The 16,178-nt window shown below is 47.8% G+C and carries 12 protein-coding genes; 1 reads left to right on the top strand and 11 read right to left on the bottom strand.

Annotation, left to right across the window (positions count from 1 at the left end):
- Window positions 1-8 precede the first annotated feature (8 nt).
- The 4 genes from mdh to V7126_RS15450 all read right to left on the bottom strand — a co-directional run bounded on the left by mdh (window position 9) and on the right by V7126_RS15450 (window position 4,426).
- Window positions 9-947 carry a malate dehydrogenase gene (gene mdh / locus V7126_RS15465; RefSeq protein ID WP_046129656.1) on the bottom strand — a complete coding sequence of 313 codons (939 nt, stop codon included), beginning with the start codon at window positions 945-947 and terminating at the stop codon, window positions 9-11.
- Window positions 948-992: 45 nt separating this feature from the next.
- The gene (gene icd, locus V7126_RS15460; protein ID WP_175076796.1) at window positions 993-2,264 is read right to left on the bottom strand and encodes an NADP-dependent isocitrate dehydrogenase; all 1,272 of its coding nucleotides are present in this window, start codon (window positions 2,262-2,264) and stop codon (window positions 993-995) included.
- Window positions 2,265-2,426: 162 nt separating this feature from the next.
- Complete coding sequence (citZ, locus tag V7126_RS15455) at window positions 2,427-3,545, bottom strand: citrate synthase (RefSeq protein ID WP_175076797.1); 1,119 nt, start codon at window positions 3,543-3,545, stop codon at window positions 2,427-2,429.
- A 416-nt stretch (window positions 3,546-3,961) separates the two neighbouring features.
- The gene (locus tag V7126_RS15450) at window positions 3,962-4,426 is read right to left on the bottom strand and encodes a DUF441 domain-containing protein (protein ID WP_048353875.1); all 465 of its coding nucleotides are present in this window, start codon (window positions 4,424-4,426) and stop codon (window positions 3,962-3,964) included.
- A gap of 99 nt (window positions 4,427-4,525) precedes the next feature.
- Between V7126_RS15450 and ytvI the strand changes: the two genes are divergently transcribed.
- Window positions 4,526-5,641, top strand: coding sequence for a sporulation integral membrane protein YtvI (ytvI, locus tag V7126_RS15445; RefSeq protein ID WP_175076798.1), 1,116 nt, complete (start codon window positions 4,526-4,528; stop codon window positions 5,639-5,641).
- 36 nt (window positions 5,642-5,677) lie between these two features.
- Here ytvI and V7126_RS15440 read toward each other — a convergent pair whose 3' ends face one another.
- The 7 genes from V7126_RS15440 to dnaE all read right to left on the bottom strand — a co-directional run bounded on the left by V7126_RS15440 (window position 5,678) and on the right by dnaE (window position 16,086).
- Complete coding sequence (locus V7126_RS15440; RefSeq protein WP_046129660.1) at window positions 5,678-6,064, bottom strand: FxsA family protein; 387 nt, start codon at window positions 6,062-6,064, stop codon at window positions 5,678-5,680.
- 107 nt (window positions 6,065-6,171) lie between these two features.
- Window positions 6,172-7,929: a pyruvate kinase gene (gene pyk, locus V7126_RS15435; protein ID WP_046129661.1), complete on the bottom strand. Its 1,758-nt coding sequence runs from the start codon at window positions 7,927-7,929 to the stop codon at window positions 6,172-6,174.
- 26 nt (window positions 7,930-7,955) lie between these two features.
- Window positions 7,956-8,915 (bottom strand): 6-phosphofructokinase, encoded by a 960-nt coding sequence (gene pfkA / locus V7126_RS15430; protein ID WP_046129662.1) that lies wholly within the window; start codon window positions 8,913-8,915, stop codon window positions 7,956-7,958.
- Between the two features lie 238 nt (window positions 8,916-9,153).
- Window positions 9,154-10,131 (bottom strand): acetyl-CoA carboxylase carboxyl transferase subunit alpha, encoded by a 978-nt coding sequence (gene accA, locus V7126_RS15425; RefSeq protein WP_046129663.1) that lies wholly within the window; start codon window positions 10,129-10,131, stop codon window positions 9,154-9,156.
- Window positions 10,116-10,991, bottom strand: coding sequence for an acetyl-CoA carboxylase, carboxyltransferase subunit beta (gene accD / locus V7126_RS15420; protein ID WP_175076799.1), 876 nt, complete (start codon window positions 10,989-10,991; stop codon window positions 10,116-10,118). Before accD ends, accA begins: the two co-directional genes overlap by 16 nt.
- A gap of 372 nt (window positions 10,992-11,363) precedes the next feature.
- Window positions 11,364-12,599 carry an NAD(P)-dependent malic enzyme gene (locus V7126_RS15415; protein WP_335497702.1) on the bottom strand — a complete coding sequence of 412 codons (1,236 nt, stop codon included), beginning with the start codon at window positions 12,597-12,599 and terminating at the stop codon, window positions 11,364-11,366.
- Window positions 12,600-12,741: 142 nt separating this feature from the next.
- On the bottom strand, window positions 12,742-16,086 hold the full coding sequence (gene dnaE, locus V7126_RS15410) for a DNA polymerase III subunit alpha (protein ID WP_175076801.1): 3,345 nt from the start codon (window positions 16,084-16,086) through the stop codon (window positions 12,742-12,744).
- Window positions 16,087-16,178 lie beyond the last annotated feature (92 nt).

Raw genomic sequence — 16,178 nt, 5'->3', positions numbered from 1 at the left:
TGATTGACCTATGAGAGAACTTTCATGACGTTTTTCACAGATTGGACAGACTTATCAAGCTGACTTTTTTCGAAATCCGTCAATTCAAGCTCAATGATCTTCTCAAGACCGTTTCCTCCGATGATGGTCGGTACGCCGAGATAGATTCCTTCATAGCCGTATTCGCCTTCAAGGTAGGCGATCGTCGGCAATACGCGGCGCTGGTCTTTCAAGATCGCTTCAACCATTTCCGTCAGCGAAGCGGCCGGCGCATAATACGCGCTTCCGTTCCCTAACAGATTGACAATTTCTCCCCCGCCTTTTCTCGTTCTTTCGACAATCGCATCGATGCGGTCTTTTGGAAGAAGCGTTTCAAGCGGAATACCGCCCGCATATGAATAGCGGACAAGCGGCACCATATCATCCCCATGGCCGCCGAGTACAAAGCCCGTGATGTCCTTGACGGAAAGATTCAGCTCTTGAGCGACAAACGTTCTGAATCTGGCCGTATCCAAAACGCCGGACTGGCCGATGACCCGCTCTTTCGGAAAACCGGATTCTTTGTATACGGCATAAGTCATCGCATCAACAGGGTTCGTCAAGACGATGATGATACAGTCCGGAGAGTATTTGACGACCTCTTTCGTGACGCTTCTCATGATTTTTTCGTTTGTAGCGACCAGGTCGTCCCTGCTCATTCCGGGTTTTCTTGCGATACCCGCGGTGATCACGACGATGTCGGAATCAGCCGTATCTTCGTAATTTGCCGTGCCAGTGATATTGGCGTCAAACCCTTGGACCGGGCTCGATTCAAGCATATCGAGCGCTTTTCCTTTCGTAGGGTTTTCCAGCTGCGGAATATCGACCAATACGACATCGGCCAATTCTTTTTGCGCCGTCAGAAATGCAGTGGTTGCACCCGTGAAACCCGCTCCGATAACAGATACTTTATTTCGCTTCTTACCCATTTTTTCTACCCCTTTAAATGATTGTATTTGGATAAAACTTGCCGTTTAAGACATGTTTTTAATGAGCTCGTCTCCGAACTCAGAGCATTTCACTTCTGTCGCTCCGTCCATCAAACGGGCAAAGTCGTAAGTGACGACTTTTGATGCGATCGTTTTTTCCATCGCCTGAATGACAAGATCTGCGGCTTCATTCCAGCCTAAATGCTCAAGAAGCAGGACGCCGGAAAGGATGACTGAGGATGGGTTGACCTTGTCAAGACCTGCATATTTAGGAGCCGTGCCATGAGTCGCTTCAAAAATGGCATGTCCTGTTTCATAGTTGATGTTCGCTCCAGGCGCAATCCCAATTCCCCCGACTTGGGCGGCAAGAGCGTCAGAAATATAATCCCCGTTTAGGTTCATTGTCGCTACGACATCAAATTCTGCCGGACGCGTCAGAATCTGCTGAAGGAAAATGTCGGCGATGCTGTCTTTAATGATGATTTTTCCAGCCGCTTCAGCTTCGCTTTGCGCTTTATTGGCAGCGTCTTTTCCGTCTTTTTCGGCAATGCGGTCATATTCGGCCCATGTAAATACTTTATCGCCGAATTCTTTTTCAGCCACTTCATATCCCCAGTTTTTAAAGGCACCTTCAGTGAATTTCATGATGTTTCCTTTGTGAACGAGGGTCACGGATTTGCGGCCGTGCTCAATCGCATACTCGATTGCCGCTCTGACAAGTCTTGATGTTCCTTCTTCAGAAACCGGTTTGATGCCGATGCCTGACGTTTCAGGGAAACGGATTTTATTGACGCCGAGCTCGTCTTTCAGGAAGGAAATCAGCTTTTTCACTTCATCGGAGCCTTTGGCGTATTCAATGCCCGCGTAAATGTCTTCAGTATTTTCGCGGAAGATGACCATGTCTGTATCTTCAGGGCGTTTAACCGGAGAAGGAACGCCTTTGAAATAGCGGACAGGACGTAAGCATGTGAACAGGTCAAGCTCCTGTCTGAGCGCAACGTTTAACGAGCGGATTCCGCCCCCTACCGGTGTCGTTAAAGGACCTTTGATGGCGATGAGATATTCGCGGATCGTGTCAAGCGTTTCCTCCGGAAGCCATTCGCCCGTTTTGTTAAATGCCTTCTCACCGGCATAGACTTCTTTCCAAGTGATTTTCTTTTCGCCTTTGTATGCTTTTTCAACGGCTGCTTCCAAAACCCTTGAAGCCGCTCTCCAAATATCAGGACCGGTTCCGTCTCCTTCAATAAACGGGATGATCGGGTTATTTGGAACGTTTAATACTCCGCCAGAGACTGTAATTTTTTCACCTTGTGCCACAATAAAACCTCCCATGTTATGTAATGCAATATTGAAAAACATTTGTTTCCTCCTAAACAAGAGGACAAGCATGTTTTTTCATAGATTCATACGTTCATTTGCAAACCGCGGGTGCAAGAGGCCGCCCCCCGTGAAGTGCGGACAGCCTCTTCCTCCATCCGTTCAGCTTCTTTCTTCAATCGGAATGAACTTCTGCATGTCCGGCCCCGTATAATCGGCTCGCGGACGGATCAGACGGTTGTTTTCATACTGTTCGAGAATATGCGCCAGCCAGCCTGACACCCTGCTGATCGCGAAGATAGGAGTGAATAAATCATGGTCGATTCCTAAGCTATGATAAACCGAAGCAGAGTAAAAGTCTACGTTTGGCGGGAGCTTTTTTTCAGTTGTGACAATTTGCTCAGTCCGCTCAGAAATGTCGAACCATTTGCTCTCACCGGTTAAATTCGTCAGCCGTCTGCTCATTTCCTTGAGGTGCTTGGCCCGCGGATCGCCCTGACGGTATACGCGGTGGCCGAATCCCATGATCTTTTCTTTCTTTTCGAGCTTGGCATGAATATAGGAATCTACGTTTTCTACATCGCCAATCTCTGTAAGCATTTTCATAACTCCTTCGTTTGCACCGCCGTGAAGCGGGCCTTTCAAGGCTCCGATCGCAGCCGTGATTCCGGAATACACGTCTGAAAGCGTAGCCACGCATACCCGTGCCGTAAATGTAGAGGCGTTCAGTTCATGGTCCGCATGGAGAATCAATGCTTTATCAAAGGCTTCCACTTCCACAGGGGCAGGCTCTTTTCCGTTCAGCATGTAGAGAAAATTGGCGGCAACGCCGAGTTCAGGATTTGGTTCGATTGGCTCAAGCCCTTTGCGGATTCTTGAAAAAGCAGCGACAAGAGTCGGCATCTTGGCTTGCAGGCGAACCGCTTTTCTGTAGTTTGCTTCCGCATCCATCTGGTCAGCTTCATCGTCATACAGCCCCAATAAAGAAACGGCTGTGCGGATCGCTGCCATCGGATGGACTTTTCGATTTGAATAGGATTTGAAATGATCAATTAATTCGTTGGGGATACCGGCATTTTCAGAAAGCTGCTTTTTAAGTTCTTCAAGCTCGGCTTTGTTTGGCAGCTTTAAATGCCAAAGCAGGTATACGATTTCTTCAAAGCTTGCGTTTTCTGTCAAATCATCGATGTTATACCCTACGTATGTAAGAGTATCATCAATAATTGAGCTTACGGATGACGTAGTAGCGACTACCCCTTCAAGGCCGCGTGTTGCTGTCATATACATCTCTCCCTTTTTTTAAAAATTTCCCCTTTTAAAATTAAACCAAAACCTTGGAGCAAACACAACGCAGACTGTATGCACCCTCTTTGTCCCAAAAAGAAAATGCTTACATTTTAATTGTTTTTCAAATAAAACAATCGTGCGTCTTTATACCATTCAATACTCCGATATGCTTAATAAAGATTAAGCGTATTTATATTATAACAATTATCAGACATTTGTTAAATGTTTAACTATAGTTTTTTTTTCTTATTTTTTGAGATTGCTGTCTTCTATTTACAGATTTTTAGTAGTTTCAGCCGTTTTATTTATATTCAATTATGTTTTTTTGAAAAAATACGGCCCTGAAATTTTTTTAGAGACGAAACAAAACATCCCCTTTTCACAAAGGGGATGTCGAAAAAATTCAGGATCTATGATGTAAAATACTGGACGATCTGCATAGCAAGGTATGCGATGCCCGCCCCGATTAAAGGGCCGACTGCGACGCCCTTGAATAACGCGACAGCCAAAATCGTTCCGAAAACAAGGGCGGTGGTGATATGCGGGTCGTCCGCCAGCAGCGTGATGCCGTTTTTGGCGATCAATGCAACGAGAATCCCGGCTCCAAGGGCGATCCACGCATAATACGATTTCATCGCTTCTCCGAGCTGCTTAAACCCGATCTCCCCGGTGGCGATCGGTACAAGAACGGCAATCGTAATGACCGTAACGCCCCAGTTGATTCCCTTTGACTGAATCGCGGGAAACAGCTTTTGGTCGAGCCCGATCAGCTTGATGACCAAAAGCACTGCGACGGCAAATATGAGAGACTGGTTTTTCGCTATTAAAGCGACCGCCAGCAAAAGAAGCAAAAATAAATTGGCTTGTGTAAACATGTGTTTCATCTCCATTTTTTAATGACCTGTCTCATAATCGCAAGACTCATGAATAAAATGAAAAAAAGGACACGCTTTTTTCGCGGGAGGATTTTAGAATTGAATCAATCCTATGTAACAATTGCGCTCCGGGCATGCTGTGTGCTTTTCTTGGCGGCAGCGGCCGGAATAGCCGGATACTACTCTTTTCCGTTAACCTATCCCTTTGTGATCGCTCTTATTCTGGCCATCATCATCAACCCTTTTGTGGAATGGCTGGAAAAATGGACGGGATTTCCGCGGGGCGTTAATGTGGGCATCGTTCTCGTCGGCTTTTTGACCGCGGGGGCCGGCTTTATGACACTCGTCGTTGCCGAAATTGTCTCCGGCGCCGCATATTTGGCCAAAGTGCTGCCCGCTCAATTTCAAAAAGCAGCTTTTTATGCCGAGCGTTTTTTCACCGATCAGATTATGCCGCTTTATAACCAGCTTGCCGCATTTTTTGACGGACTGGATGCCGGCCAGCAGGAATCGATCATTGCCCAGATCGAGAATGTAGGAAGCGAATTCGCTTCCGGCACCGCATCATTTCTTTCCAAAATTTTAGAAATGGTCCCGCTCTTTTTCGCCTTTTTGCCGAACATGGCGGCCGTGCTGATTTTTTCGCTCCTTGCCACCTTTTTCATCAGCAAGGATTTGCACAAATTGAAAAAATGGGTGCAGACGGTTTTGCCTGGCCGTCTGATCAGAGGGGGAATGGCGGTTTATGCCGAACTAAAAAAAGCGGTGGCCGGCTTTTTGAAAGCTCAAGCTTTGCTCGTTTCGATCACGATGCTCCTCGTCCTGATCGGCCTTATCATACTGAACATCAATCACGCTGTGGCGATTGCTTTTTTTATCGGGCTTGTCGATCTTCTTCCGTATTTAGGAGCAGGATCGGTATTTGTCCCCTGGATTTTATATTTGGTGATCACGAAGCAGCTTCCGCTTGCCATCGGCATCGGCGTTTTGTATATCGTTGTCCTGACATTCAGGCAGCTTGCCGAGCCTAAAATATTGAGCAGGTCGATCGGAATTCATCCTTTGGGCGTATTGATCGCCCTTTTTGCCGGCATCAAGCTGTTTGGTTTTCTCGGATTGATCATGGGGCCCGCTCTTTTCGTTCTGATTCAGGCCCTCTTTACAACAGGTATATTCAAGGAAATCTGGTTTTTTATTAAAGGAAGCCAAAAATAAACGACAATCCGCTATACAGCAGGCTGCCGCTATACATTATTTAATAATTTTTATCCGTCTTCCTTCAGACATTTTTTTCAGCCTGCGTGATAAAAACGGTTTTAGCCGATTGCGCGTCAGCGGAAGCAGGAGCAACAAGCCGATCATGTCGGATAAAAACCCGGGAAGCAAAAGCAGCATGCCGCCGACAAAAATGCACAGCCCGTCTAACATCGCATCACCCGGCATCTTCCCGTATTGCAGATCACGCTGGACTTTATGGTAAATCTCTATGCCCTGTTTTTTAGCGAGAGCCGCACCGAGAAAACCCGTCAAAATGATCAGCAGCACGGTCGGCAAAACGCCGATCGATTTTGCGGACAATAGGAACAGACCGATTTCACATGCCGGAAAAATAATGAGAAACAACAGGAAAAACTTCATCGTTTTCACCTCAAATTCTGTAAGGAACAGAACGGCCGGACTAAAGTCCTTTCTACCGTGTAAAAAAAGAAGGGAAATATGATTCCCCTTCTTTCCAGTATATGCGATTAAAGCACGCTTGCGTGTCCTCTGTACACCGCTCCGCGGGCAGAGTCGACCGTAATGTCGTCGCCATCTGTCAAAATCGAAGTCGCGTTTTCTAATCCGACGATGACAGGGATGCCGAGGCTTAAGCCTACGACTGCCGCATGGCTTGTCAACCCGCCTTCTTCAGTAATCAGGGCAGACGCTTTTTCAAGGGAAGCCATCATATCGCGGTCAGTGCTTTTCGTGACCAAAACAGCGCCCTCTTTCATTTTTTCGGCCGCTTCATTCGCATTCTGAGCCGTGACCACTTCTCCGTATGCTGATTTGCGTCCGATCCCCTGGCCTTTTGCGATCACATCGCCGACAACATACACTTTCATCAAGTTCGTTGTACCAGCTTCACCGACAGCGCCGGCCGTAATAACGATCAAATCGCCGTGGTGAACGATGCCGCTGTCAAGCGACTTCTGCACGGCATTTTCGAGCATTTCGTCCGTTGTGCTGTGATTTTGTCCGCTTTTTGCGAAAACGCCGAATACAAGGGACAGCTTTCTCGATACGGAGTCATTGACCGTAACCGCTACAATCGGCGCTTTTGGACGGTATTTGGAGATCATTCTCGCCGTATGGCCGCTTTCGGTCGGCGCCACGATCGCAGAAACGTCCAAATTGATTGCCGTATGTGCAACAGACTGTCCGATGGCGTCCGTAATCGACATGCCTACCTGCTTGCTTCTCGCAGACAGGATTTTTTTATGGTTGAGCGCCTGTTCAGAACGGGATGCAATATTGTGCATCGTTTGAACGGCTTCAACCGGATAGTTTCCGGCTGCGGTTTCCCCGGAAAGCATGATCGCGTCAGTTCCGTCAAAAATCGCATTCGCAACATCGCTTGCTTCGGCCCGCGTCGGGCGCGGATTGCGCTGCATGCTGTCAAGCATCTGCGTAGCCGTAATAACAGGCTTGCCGAGCGCGTTGCATTTTTTAATCAGCTCTTTTTGAACGAGCGGAACCTCTTCCGCAGGGATCTCAACGCCTAAATCTCCGCGCGCAACCATCAGGCCGTCTGACACTTCAAGGATGCGGTCAATGTTATCGACGCCTTCCTGATTTTCGATTTTTGGAATGATTTGAATATCCGCCGCATTGTGCTCTTCCAGCAATTCGCGGATTTCAAGAACGTCGGACGGACGGCGCACAAAGGATGCGGCGATAAAATCAACGCCCTGTTCAATGCCGAACACGATATCCTTCGCGTCTTTTTCCGTAATTCCCGGAAGGTTGACGCTGACACCCGGCACGTTGACGCCTTTTTTATTTTTTAATGTTCCGCTGTTCAGCACTTTCGTCAAGATTTCGCGCTTGTCTGCGTTCACCTCCAGAACTTCAAGGCCGATCAGTCCGTCATCAAGCAAAATCGTCGAACCCTTGGAAACGTCATGAACCAAACCTTCATACGTCACTGAAATTTTTTCGGCCGTTCCGATGACTTCATCCATTGAAACGATCAGTTCGGAGCCTGTGACAAGCTCGATTGCGCCGTTTTCCATTGTATGCGTACGGATTTCCGGCCCTTTTGTATCAAGAAGAATCCCGATATCTTTTCCAAGCTTGCTTGCTGCTTCACGGATATTTTTAATCCTTGCGCCGTGTTCTTCAAAATCTCCGTGGGAAAAGTTAAGGCGCGCTACGTTCATTCCCGCTTCCATCAGCTGGGTAAGCTTTTCAACGCTTTCACTGGCCGGGCCAATCGTACAAACTATTTTCGTCTTTCTCATTTGCTACTTCCTCCTCGGGTTATACACTAGATTGACAGTTCTTGAGACAGCCGGTACATGCTTTGATCAACGGTGTGCTTTTCATCAAGAATCTCGATAATATCATGATGCACAAGTTCGTTATTTTGAATACCGACGCAGCGGCCGCCTTTTCCTTCGAGCAGCAGCTCAACTGCAAATGCACCGAGCCGGCTTGCCAATACGCGGTCAGCAGCTGTCGGCGAACCTCCGCGCTGAATGTGACCAAGCACTGATACTCTAGTTTCGAGATTAGTGGCTTCTTCAATTCGTTTTCCGAATTCAACTCCGCTGCCGACGCCTTCGGCAACGATGATGATGCTGTGTTTCTTGCCGCGTTCGTGTCCTCTTTGCAGTCTGGCAAGGATTTCATCCATATCGTAATCTGCTTCAGGGATCAGAATGGATTCCGCTCCTCCGGCCAATCCTGACCACAGAGCGATATCTCCTGCATGACGGCCCATTACTTCAATCACATATGTACGTTCATGGGATGTTGCTGTATCTCTGATCTTGTCAATCGCATCAATAACGGTATTCAATGCCGTATCAAAGCCGATCGTCAAATCGGTTCCCGGAATGTCATTGTCGATCGTTCCCGGCACGCCCACACAAGGAAAGCCGTGCTCGGTCAACTTTTTGGCACCCATATATGAACCGTCGCCTCCGATGACAACTAATCCTTCTATCCCGTATTTTTTTAAATTCTCTATTCCTTTTTCCCGTCCTTCAACAGTTTTAAACTCAGGACACCTTGCCGTATAAAGCATCGTTCCCCCGCGGTGGATGATATCACCGACTGAACCGATTTCCAGCTTTTCTATCTTTCCGCTGATTAGACCTGAATACCCATTATAAATTCCGTAAACCTCTACGTTATGATAGATCGCTTTTCTGACAACCGCCCGAACAGCCGCATTCATTCCCGGGGAGTCCCCGCCGCTTGTCAATACTCCGATTCGCTTCATCTTTTTCACCTCGAAAACATATATAAATTACCTTACCATGTTCATTGCCGCAAAAACAATGAAAAGGGATGCAAATTTGCCCGAGTCCCTTGTAAACCTTATTTATTATACAATTAAACAAAAAGTTTTTAAATAAATTTTAAATAAACTCATGGAAAATTCGAGGTAATGACACAATCCTTTCACTTTCTATGCTGCACACAAAAAATAAACGTGAGCCAAAAGGCCTCACGTTTATTTATTTTATCCCAACATATTGGCTTTCAGTCGAAATTTTTCCAATTGATTTGTATTTCTCGTATCTCTGCTGGATGAGCTCGTTTTTATCCAGCTTCATCAGCGATTGAAGGGCCTGCTTTAACGTCTCGTCAATATATGCTGCCTGCTGCTTCACATCGCGGTGCGCTCCGCCTCTCACTTCTTTTATAACATGATCAATAATATCTAATTCTTTCAGGTCCGGAGCCGTGATTTTCATCGTTTCAGCCGCTTTTTTCGCAAGTCCTGAATCCTTCCACAAAATCGCTGCCGCTCCTTCCGGAGAAATCACCGAATATGTGGAGTTTTCCAGCATAAATAAACGGTTCGCTACGCCGAGAGCAAGCGCTCCCCCGCTGCCACCCTCACCGATGACGATCGAGATGACGGGTACGGAAAGTCCGGCCATTTCAAAAAGGTTTTTCGCAATGGCTTCGCTTTGTCCCCTTTCTTCAGCAGCTTTGCCCGGATAGGCACCCTTCGTATCAATAAAGCAGATGATCGGCCTGTTAAACTTGTCAGCCTGCTTCATGAGCCTGAGCGCTTTCCGGTATCCTTCAGGATGCGGCATGCCGAAATTGCGTCGGATGTTCTCTTTTGTATCCTTGCCGCGCTGGTGGCCGATCACCGTCACGGGCAGGCCGCGAAACTTGGCGATACCGCCTACAATCGCTTCATCATCACCGAAATAACGATCTCCGTGGCATTCGAAGAAATCGGTAAAGAGATGTTCTATATAGTCAAGCGTTGTCGGACGGTTCGGATGCCTTGCGATCTGCACCCTGTCCCATGCCTTCAGATTTGTGTAAATATCTTCTTCAAGTTTTTCAAGACGTGCTTCAAGCTTTGTTATTTCAGAGCTTAAATCCATATCTGAATCCTGCGTGAATTTTCTCAGTTCGGCAATCTTTTCACGCAGTTCGATTACCGGTTTTTCAAATTCTAATTCTCCAGCCACTCGAGATCACCTCCAGTTTGATGCATATTTAAAATGCTGCCGAGCGTTTTTTTCATGTCGGCTCTGTGAACGACGGCATCAAGCTGACCATGCTTGAGCAAAAATTCCGCGGTTTGAAAATCCTCAGGCAGCTCTTCGCGAATGGTCTGCTCGATGATCCTTCTGCCGGCAAAGCCGATCAGGGCGCCCGGTTCGGCAAGGTTGTAATCGCCAAGGGATGCAAAACTTGCCGAAACGCCGCCGGTTGTCGGATGCGTCATGACGGAAATGATCAAGCCGCCTTCTTCGCTGAACAGCTTTAAGGCCGAGCTTGTTTTCGCCATCTGCATCAAGCTGAGAAGGCCTTCCTGCATTCTCGCGCCGCCGGAAGCGGTAAAAATGATGAAAGGGATTTTCTCTTCCCTCGCTTTTTCAATCGCCAGCGTAATTTTTTCGCCTACGACAGACCCCATGCTCCCCATCCTGAATGACGAATCCATCACGGCAACGACAGCAGGGGCCCCGTCGATCGTGCCTTTTCCGGTGACAACCGCCTCATTTAAAGAGGTCTTCTCCCGGTCTTTTTCCAGCTTTTCCAAGTATCCCGGAAATCCCAGCGGATTTTCAGACACCATGTCCTGATTGAATTCTTCAAAGGACTGGTCATCAAGCAGGCTTTTGAAGCGCTGCTTCGCGTTCATTTTTAAATGGTGGCCGCAGTTCATGCAGACCCTTAAGTTTTTATCCAGCTCTTTTGTGAGCATGATTTTTTTGCAATCAGGGCATTTCGTCATAATGCCTTCAGGTACGTCCTGTTTCGCTTTCTCCGCGGGAACGGAAGCGTATTTTTTCTTCTTTTTGCTGAATATATCCTTTAACAAAAGATTACCTCCCTTTTCTGAAGGGTTTCCTCAATACATGCCTGTCCTAACTCTTAGACTAGAACATCACTATACCGAAACTATTGTACTTTTTTTGTCAAACGGTGTCATCCTCAATTCGACAATTTTTAATCGGCTATGGCGCAGCCCGCGTTTATGAGCTTTTGGACCGACAAACTGATATATAAGCCTTGAGAGCGGATACAAATGTCCGGAACAGCTTGGCCGAAAAAAATTTTTTCAAGAGCTGATTTCCCTCAGGAGCGTGTCCAAAAAGAGGAAAAAATCAATCAATTTATTCAAGAAACAGCGCGTGACAACTCGAGGAAAGTTCCGAGTGATCACGCGCTGATAAAAGCAAATGGCGGTGTGTTATTTTTCTTCGATAATCGCGAGTTTTCTTGTTTTTTCAGCGACTTCCTCAGGGTCTACGTCAATCCTTGCCACACCCGTTTCCATAGCTGCTTTCGCAACCGCTTTGGCAACGGCAGGGGCGACTCTCGGATCAAACGGAGCCGGAATGACGTATTCCGGGCGCAGCTCTTCGTCAGAAACAAGCGATGCGATCGCTTCGACGGCGGCAATTTTCATTTCTTCGTTAATGTGTGTCGCCCTTACGTCAAGCGCTCCGCGGAAAATGCCCGGGAATGCGAGTACATTGTTCACCTGGTTCGGGAAGTCCGAACGTCCGGTTCCTACAACGCTGGCTCCTGCTGCATGCGCTTCGTCCGGCATGATTTCCGGATTTGGATTTGCCATGGCGAAAATGATTGGCTGGTCTGCCATGCTTTCAACCATTTCTTTTGTCAGGGCGCCTTCGACGGAAACGCCGATAAAGACATCCGCTCCTTTAATCACGTCCTGAAGCGATCCTTCTATTCTGTTTTTGTTTGTGTATTTCGCCACTTCGGCTTTGACGGCGTTCATGCCGTTCGGACGGCCTTCGTAAATCGCGCCTTTCGTGTCGCACATGATGATGTCGCGGACGCCGAAATGATACAGAAGCTTGATGATTGCGATTCCGGCCGCACCGGCGCCGTTTGCTACCACTTTGACGGAAGACATTGATTTTCCTGACAGCTTCAAGGCGTTTACAAGCCCTGCGACTGTAACGATCGCTGTTCCGTGCTGATCATCATGGAAAACCGGGATTTTCGTTTCTTTTTTCAGGCGTTCTTCGATGACAAAGCAGTTCGGTGCTGCAATGTCCTCCAGATTGACCCCGCCGAAAGTCGGCTCAAGAAGCTTTACGGTTTCAACGATTTGATCAACGTCCGTTGTATTGAGACAGATCGGGAAAGCATCTACGCCTGCAAAGCTTTTAAAAAGAACCGCTTTACCTTCCATAACGGGAAGCGCAGCTTCTGGGCTGATATTTCCGAGGCCGAGTACAGCCGTTCCGTCGGATACAACTGCTACCATGTTTCCCTTCATTGTATAATCGTATACTTTACTGTTATCATCATAGATTGCTTTACAAGGCTCGGCGACGCCTGGAGAATAAGCGAGGCTTAAGTCTTCCGCATTTCGAACCTGAACTTTTGATTTTGACTCCAGTTTACCCTGGTTGACTTTATGCATGTGCAGCGCTTTTTCTTTCAATGACATGTTAACAAACACTCCTTCAAGGGAATTTTGCCTAAAATTTTGCTTCGTATACTGCTGTAAGATTCTTTTTGGACGAACAATAGAATCTTAAAAATGATAACACACTTCATGACTTTTTTAATCCTAAATGCTCACGAAATTGTTACCGCAGTACGACATTTTTTTCTCCGACGACGCTTTTCAGGCGGTACAGCACGGCGTGATCAGCTTTTATATTATAGCCTTCGGGAAGCTTCATCGTTTGCTTTTTCTTTTCGTAATAGATGCAGACCTGTGTATCCCCTTTGTGCTCACGTAAAATCGCGCTGATTTTTTCAAGGATCTCCTGGGAATGCTGATGTTCTTCAACCTTGATATAAACAGCAGGCTTTTTCTCCGTATGCAGCGCCTCAAGGAGAGAAGCCCTGGCGATGATAAGCTGGCGTTTTTCGTTCCTTGTTTCAAGCCGCCCTTCGGCGTAAAGCGTGACCCCTTCTTCCAATATCGGAGAAAGCCGTCTGAACTGTTCGGGAAACACGACCGCTTCCATCTCCCCGCTTTCATCGCTTAATTCGAGAAATGCCATCGTTTGCCCCGTTTTCGTCCGTATCGTTTTCATCTTTGTTACAAGAGCGCCGAGAGCGGCTTTCGTCCGGCTGTTTCCGGTCAGCTGAATGATCGGAAGGGCGCCAGCATGGTCCAGCATGGTGCGGTGGACGGTCAGCGGATGGTCTGAAAAGTAAATGCCGAGCGTCTCTTTTTCGCGGGCAAGCAGATCGACGAGCGGCATCTCTTCCGTTTTCGCATATTTCGGTTTGATGGTCAGCGCTTCATCGAGAAAAAATCCAAGCTGCTCACTGTCCCCCGCAAACAACTCGGCATGCTCCAGAGCGATGTCTACGGAAGCGAGCAGGGTGGCGCGGTTTTCCCCGAATTCATCCATCGCTCCGGCAAATATGAGAGCCTCTATCGTCTTGCGGTTGACGCTTTTTGCAGACGTCCTGACGCTAAAGTCAAACAGGTCCGCAAACGGCTTTTCCTTTCTCGCCCTGTATATTTCTTTTACGGCCGATATTCCGACGCCTTTCACGGCCCTTAAGCTGTAGCGGAGCGCTCCGTTTTCAACAGTGAACGGGTAGCCGCTTTTATTGATCGAAGGCCCCAGAACGCGAAGCCCTTTACCCTTTGCTTCATAGATGTACTCGGCGAGCTTTTCCTCATTGCCGATTGCACTCGTCAAAAGGCCGCACATAAAGTACAGGGGAAAATGGGCCTTCAAATAAGCGAGCTGGTAGCCGATCATGCTGTAGGCGACCGCATGGCTGCGGTTGAAGCCGTAATTGGCAAATTTGACGATCAGATCATATACCTCATTTGCCGATTTAACGGAATATCCTTTCTTCAGGCATCCATCTATAAAATGATTTCTCTCTGTATCGAGAATTTCCTTGTTTTTTTTGCCGACGGCCCGCCGCAAAAGGTCGGCTTCCCCCAATCTGAAGCCTGCCATTTTTGAGGCAATCATCATAATTTGTTCCTGATAGACGATGACGCCGTACGTATCTTTTAAAATGTCCTCAAGATCTTCGTGCGGATAGAAAACAGGCGCCTGACCGTGCTTTCTGCTGATAAACAGCGGGATATTTTCCATCGGGCCGGGCCGGTACAGGGCGTTGACGGCGACGATGTCCTCGAGGCTGTTCGGTTTGAGACGCTTTAACACATTTCTCATTCCGGCGGATTCGAGCTGAAAGATGCCTGTGGTGTCGCCCGCTGATAAAAGCTGAAATGTTTGTTCATCATCATACGGGATAGCGGAGAAATCGATCGTGATCCGCTCTTTTTTTTCGATCAGCGATTTGATTGACTCGATCAGCGTCAAATTGCGGAGGCCGAGAAAATCCATTTTGAGAAGGCCCAGATCTTCGAGGTGGCCCATTGAATATTGCGTTAAATACACCCCGTCATGACCTTCCTGTATCGGTACGATATTGGTGAGCGGCTCCTCGCTCAATACGACGCCTGCCGCATGAATGGAAGTGTGCCGGGGCAAACCTTCGATTTTCTGGGCCGTTTGAAATATGTCCTGCAGCCGCCTTGATTCATTAAGTCGCCTTGCGAGTTCAGGAGATAGCTCTTTCGCCTCTTTCAAGGTCACGCCCGGCTTTGACGGAATCAGCTTTGCCAGCTGGTCGGCTTCTTTCGGGCTGATGCCCATCACCCTTCCTGCATCCCTGAGCGCTGCTTTTGCGGCCAGTGTCCCGAATGTAATGATCTGGGCGACGTGCATAGCGCCGTATTTATTTTTCACATACTGAATGACTTCATCCCTTCTCGTATCCGGAAAATCGATGTCAATATCGGGCATCGTGACCCGCTCCGGATTTAAAAAGCGTTCAAACAGAAGCTTGTGCCTGATCGGATCGACATCTGTAATAAACAGCGTATAGGCGACAAGAGACCCTGCCGCAGATCCGCGGCCCGGGCCGGTGATGATGCCGTTTTCGTGTGCGAATTTCATAAAGTCCCAGACGATGAGGAAGTAGTCGCTGAACGCCATGTCTTTAATGACGGAAAGCTCGTATTCGAGCCTTTCGACGTATTTACGGGAAGGCGAGACAAACCGCTTGGAAAGTCCTTCAAAACAAAGCTCTGCTAAAAATTCATCCGCGTGTTTGCCGCCGGGAGCCGGATACTTCGGAAGACGCGTCTGGCCGAGGCTTAAATCGACGTGGCACCGATTTGCGATCTTGACGGTATTCTCGAGCGCATCCGGGTGATTCCGGTAAATATCCAGCATTTCACAGGCAGGCTTCAGATCAAGGTGCAGATCGCCTTGATCCTCAACCGATTCCCCGAGTTTCTCCCCAGCTTTAATCGCTTTTAAGCAGGTGTAAGCCGTAACATCCTCTTTTTCGATGTATCGCACATCTCCGGTGGCAGCAATTGGAATTCCCGCCTCCTGCGAAAGCTCCAGGATGCGCTCGGAAAGAAGCGGATCGGCCTTATACGGCTGGTAGGACAAATAGAAGTGCTCCTCGCCGAAAATCGCTTGATACCGGAGTGCGGCTTCTTTTGCCTTTTCGGTCTCCCCGCCTTTTAACAGCGTTTCAATATAACCCGTTTCGCCAGTTGTGAGCGCGATAATATCCTCATGATAGCTTTTCAGCCATTTTTCTTTTATGCCTGATTTTGATTTTGACTGCAGCACGCTGCTGATCTTCAGCAGATTTTGATATCCTTTATTCGTCTTAGCCAAAAGAACGAGCGGATATGCAAGCTGTTCTTTTTCATCTGTAAGAACTGAAGCGGTCAGCCCGATGATCGGCTTAATCCCGCGTTTTTTGCATGCTTTATAAAACTCAACCGCCCCGTACATGACCTCATCGTCCGTCAGGGCCATCGCGCCGTATCCGAGCGCTTCGGCCTTGGCAGCGAGATCCTCCACAGAGGCGGCGCTGCTTAATAAACTGTAGCCGCTATGTACTTGCAGGTGAACAAAAGGCATTCTGTCACCCCTTCCTTTTCGAGCAATCTCCTTTCATTATATGATGTGAATGAATTAGAAACAAATGTTCTTTCTCCCCGTATCATTCATAC

Source organism: Bacillus sp. JJ675 (assembly GCF_036963165.1).
Taxonomy (GTDB): Bacteria; Bacillota; Bacilli; order Bacillales; family Bacillaceae; genus Bacillus; species Bacillus glycinifermentans.
The sequence above is the reverse complement of the archived record's forward strand: the minus strand, read 5'-3'. Positions and strand labels throughout refer to the sequence as shown.

Bases quoted from the DNA above. Each gene is read 5' to 3' on its own strand.
- V7126_RS15415 (WP_335497702.1), bottom strand. From the start codon at position 12,599: ATGTCATTGAAAGAAAAAGCGCTGCACATGCATAAAGTCAACCAGGGT.
- mdh (WP_046129656.1), bottom strand. From the start codon at position 947: ATGGGTAAGAAGCGAAATAAAGTATCTGTTATCGGAGCGGGTTTCACG.
- pfkA (WP_046129662.1), bottom strand. From the start codon at position 8,915: ATGAAGCGAATCGGAGTATTGACAAGCGGCGGGGACTCCCCGGGAATG.
- pyk (WP_046129661.1), bottom strand. From the start codon at position 7,929: ATGAGAAAGACGAAAATAGTTTGTACGATTGGCCCGGCCAGTGAAAGC.
- dnaE (WP_175076801.1), bottom strand. From the start codon at position 16,086: ATGCCTTTTGTTCACCTGCAAGTACATAGCGGCTACAGTTTATTAAGC.
- V7126_RS15440 (WP_046129660.1), bottom strand. From the start codon at position 6,064: ATGAAGTTTTTCCTGTTGTTTCTCATTATTTTTCCGGCATGTGAAATC.
- citZ (WP_175076797.1), bottom strand. From the start codon at position 3,545: ATGACAGCAACACGCGGCCTTGAAGGGGTAGTCGCTACTACGTCATCC.
- V7126_RS15450 (WP_048353875.1), bottom strand. From the start codon at position 4,426: ATGTTTACACAAGCCAATTTATTTTTGCTTCTTTTGCTGGCGGTCGCT.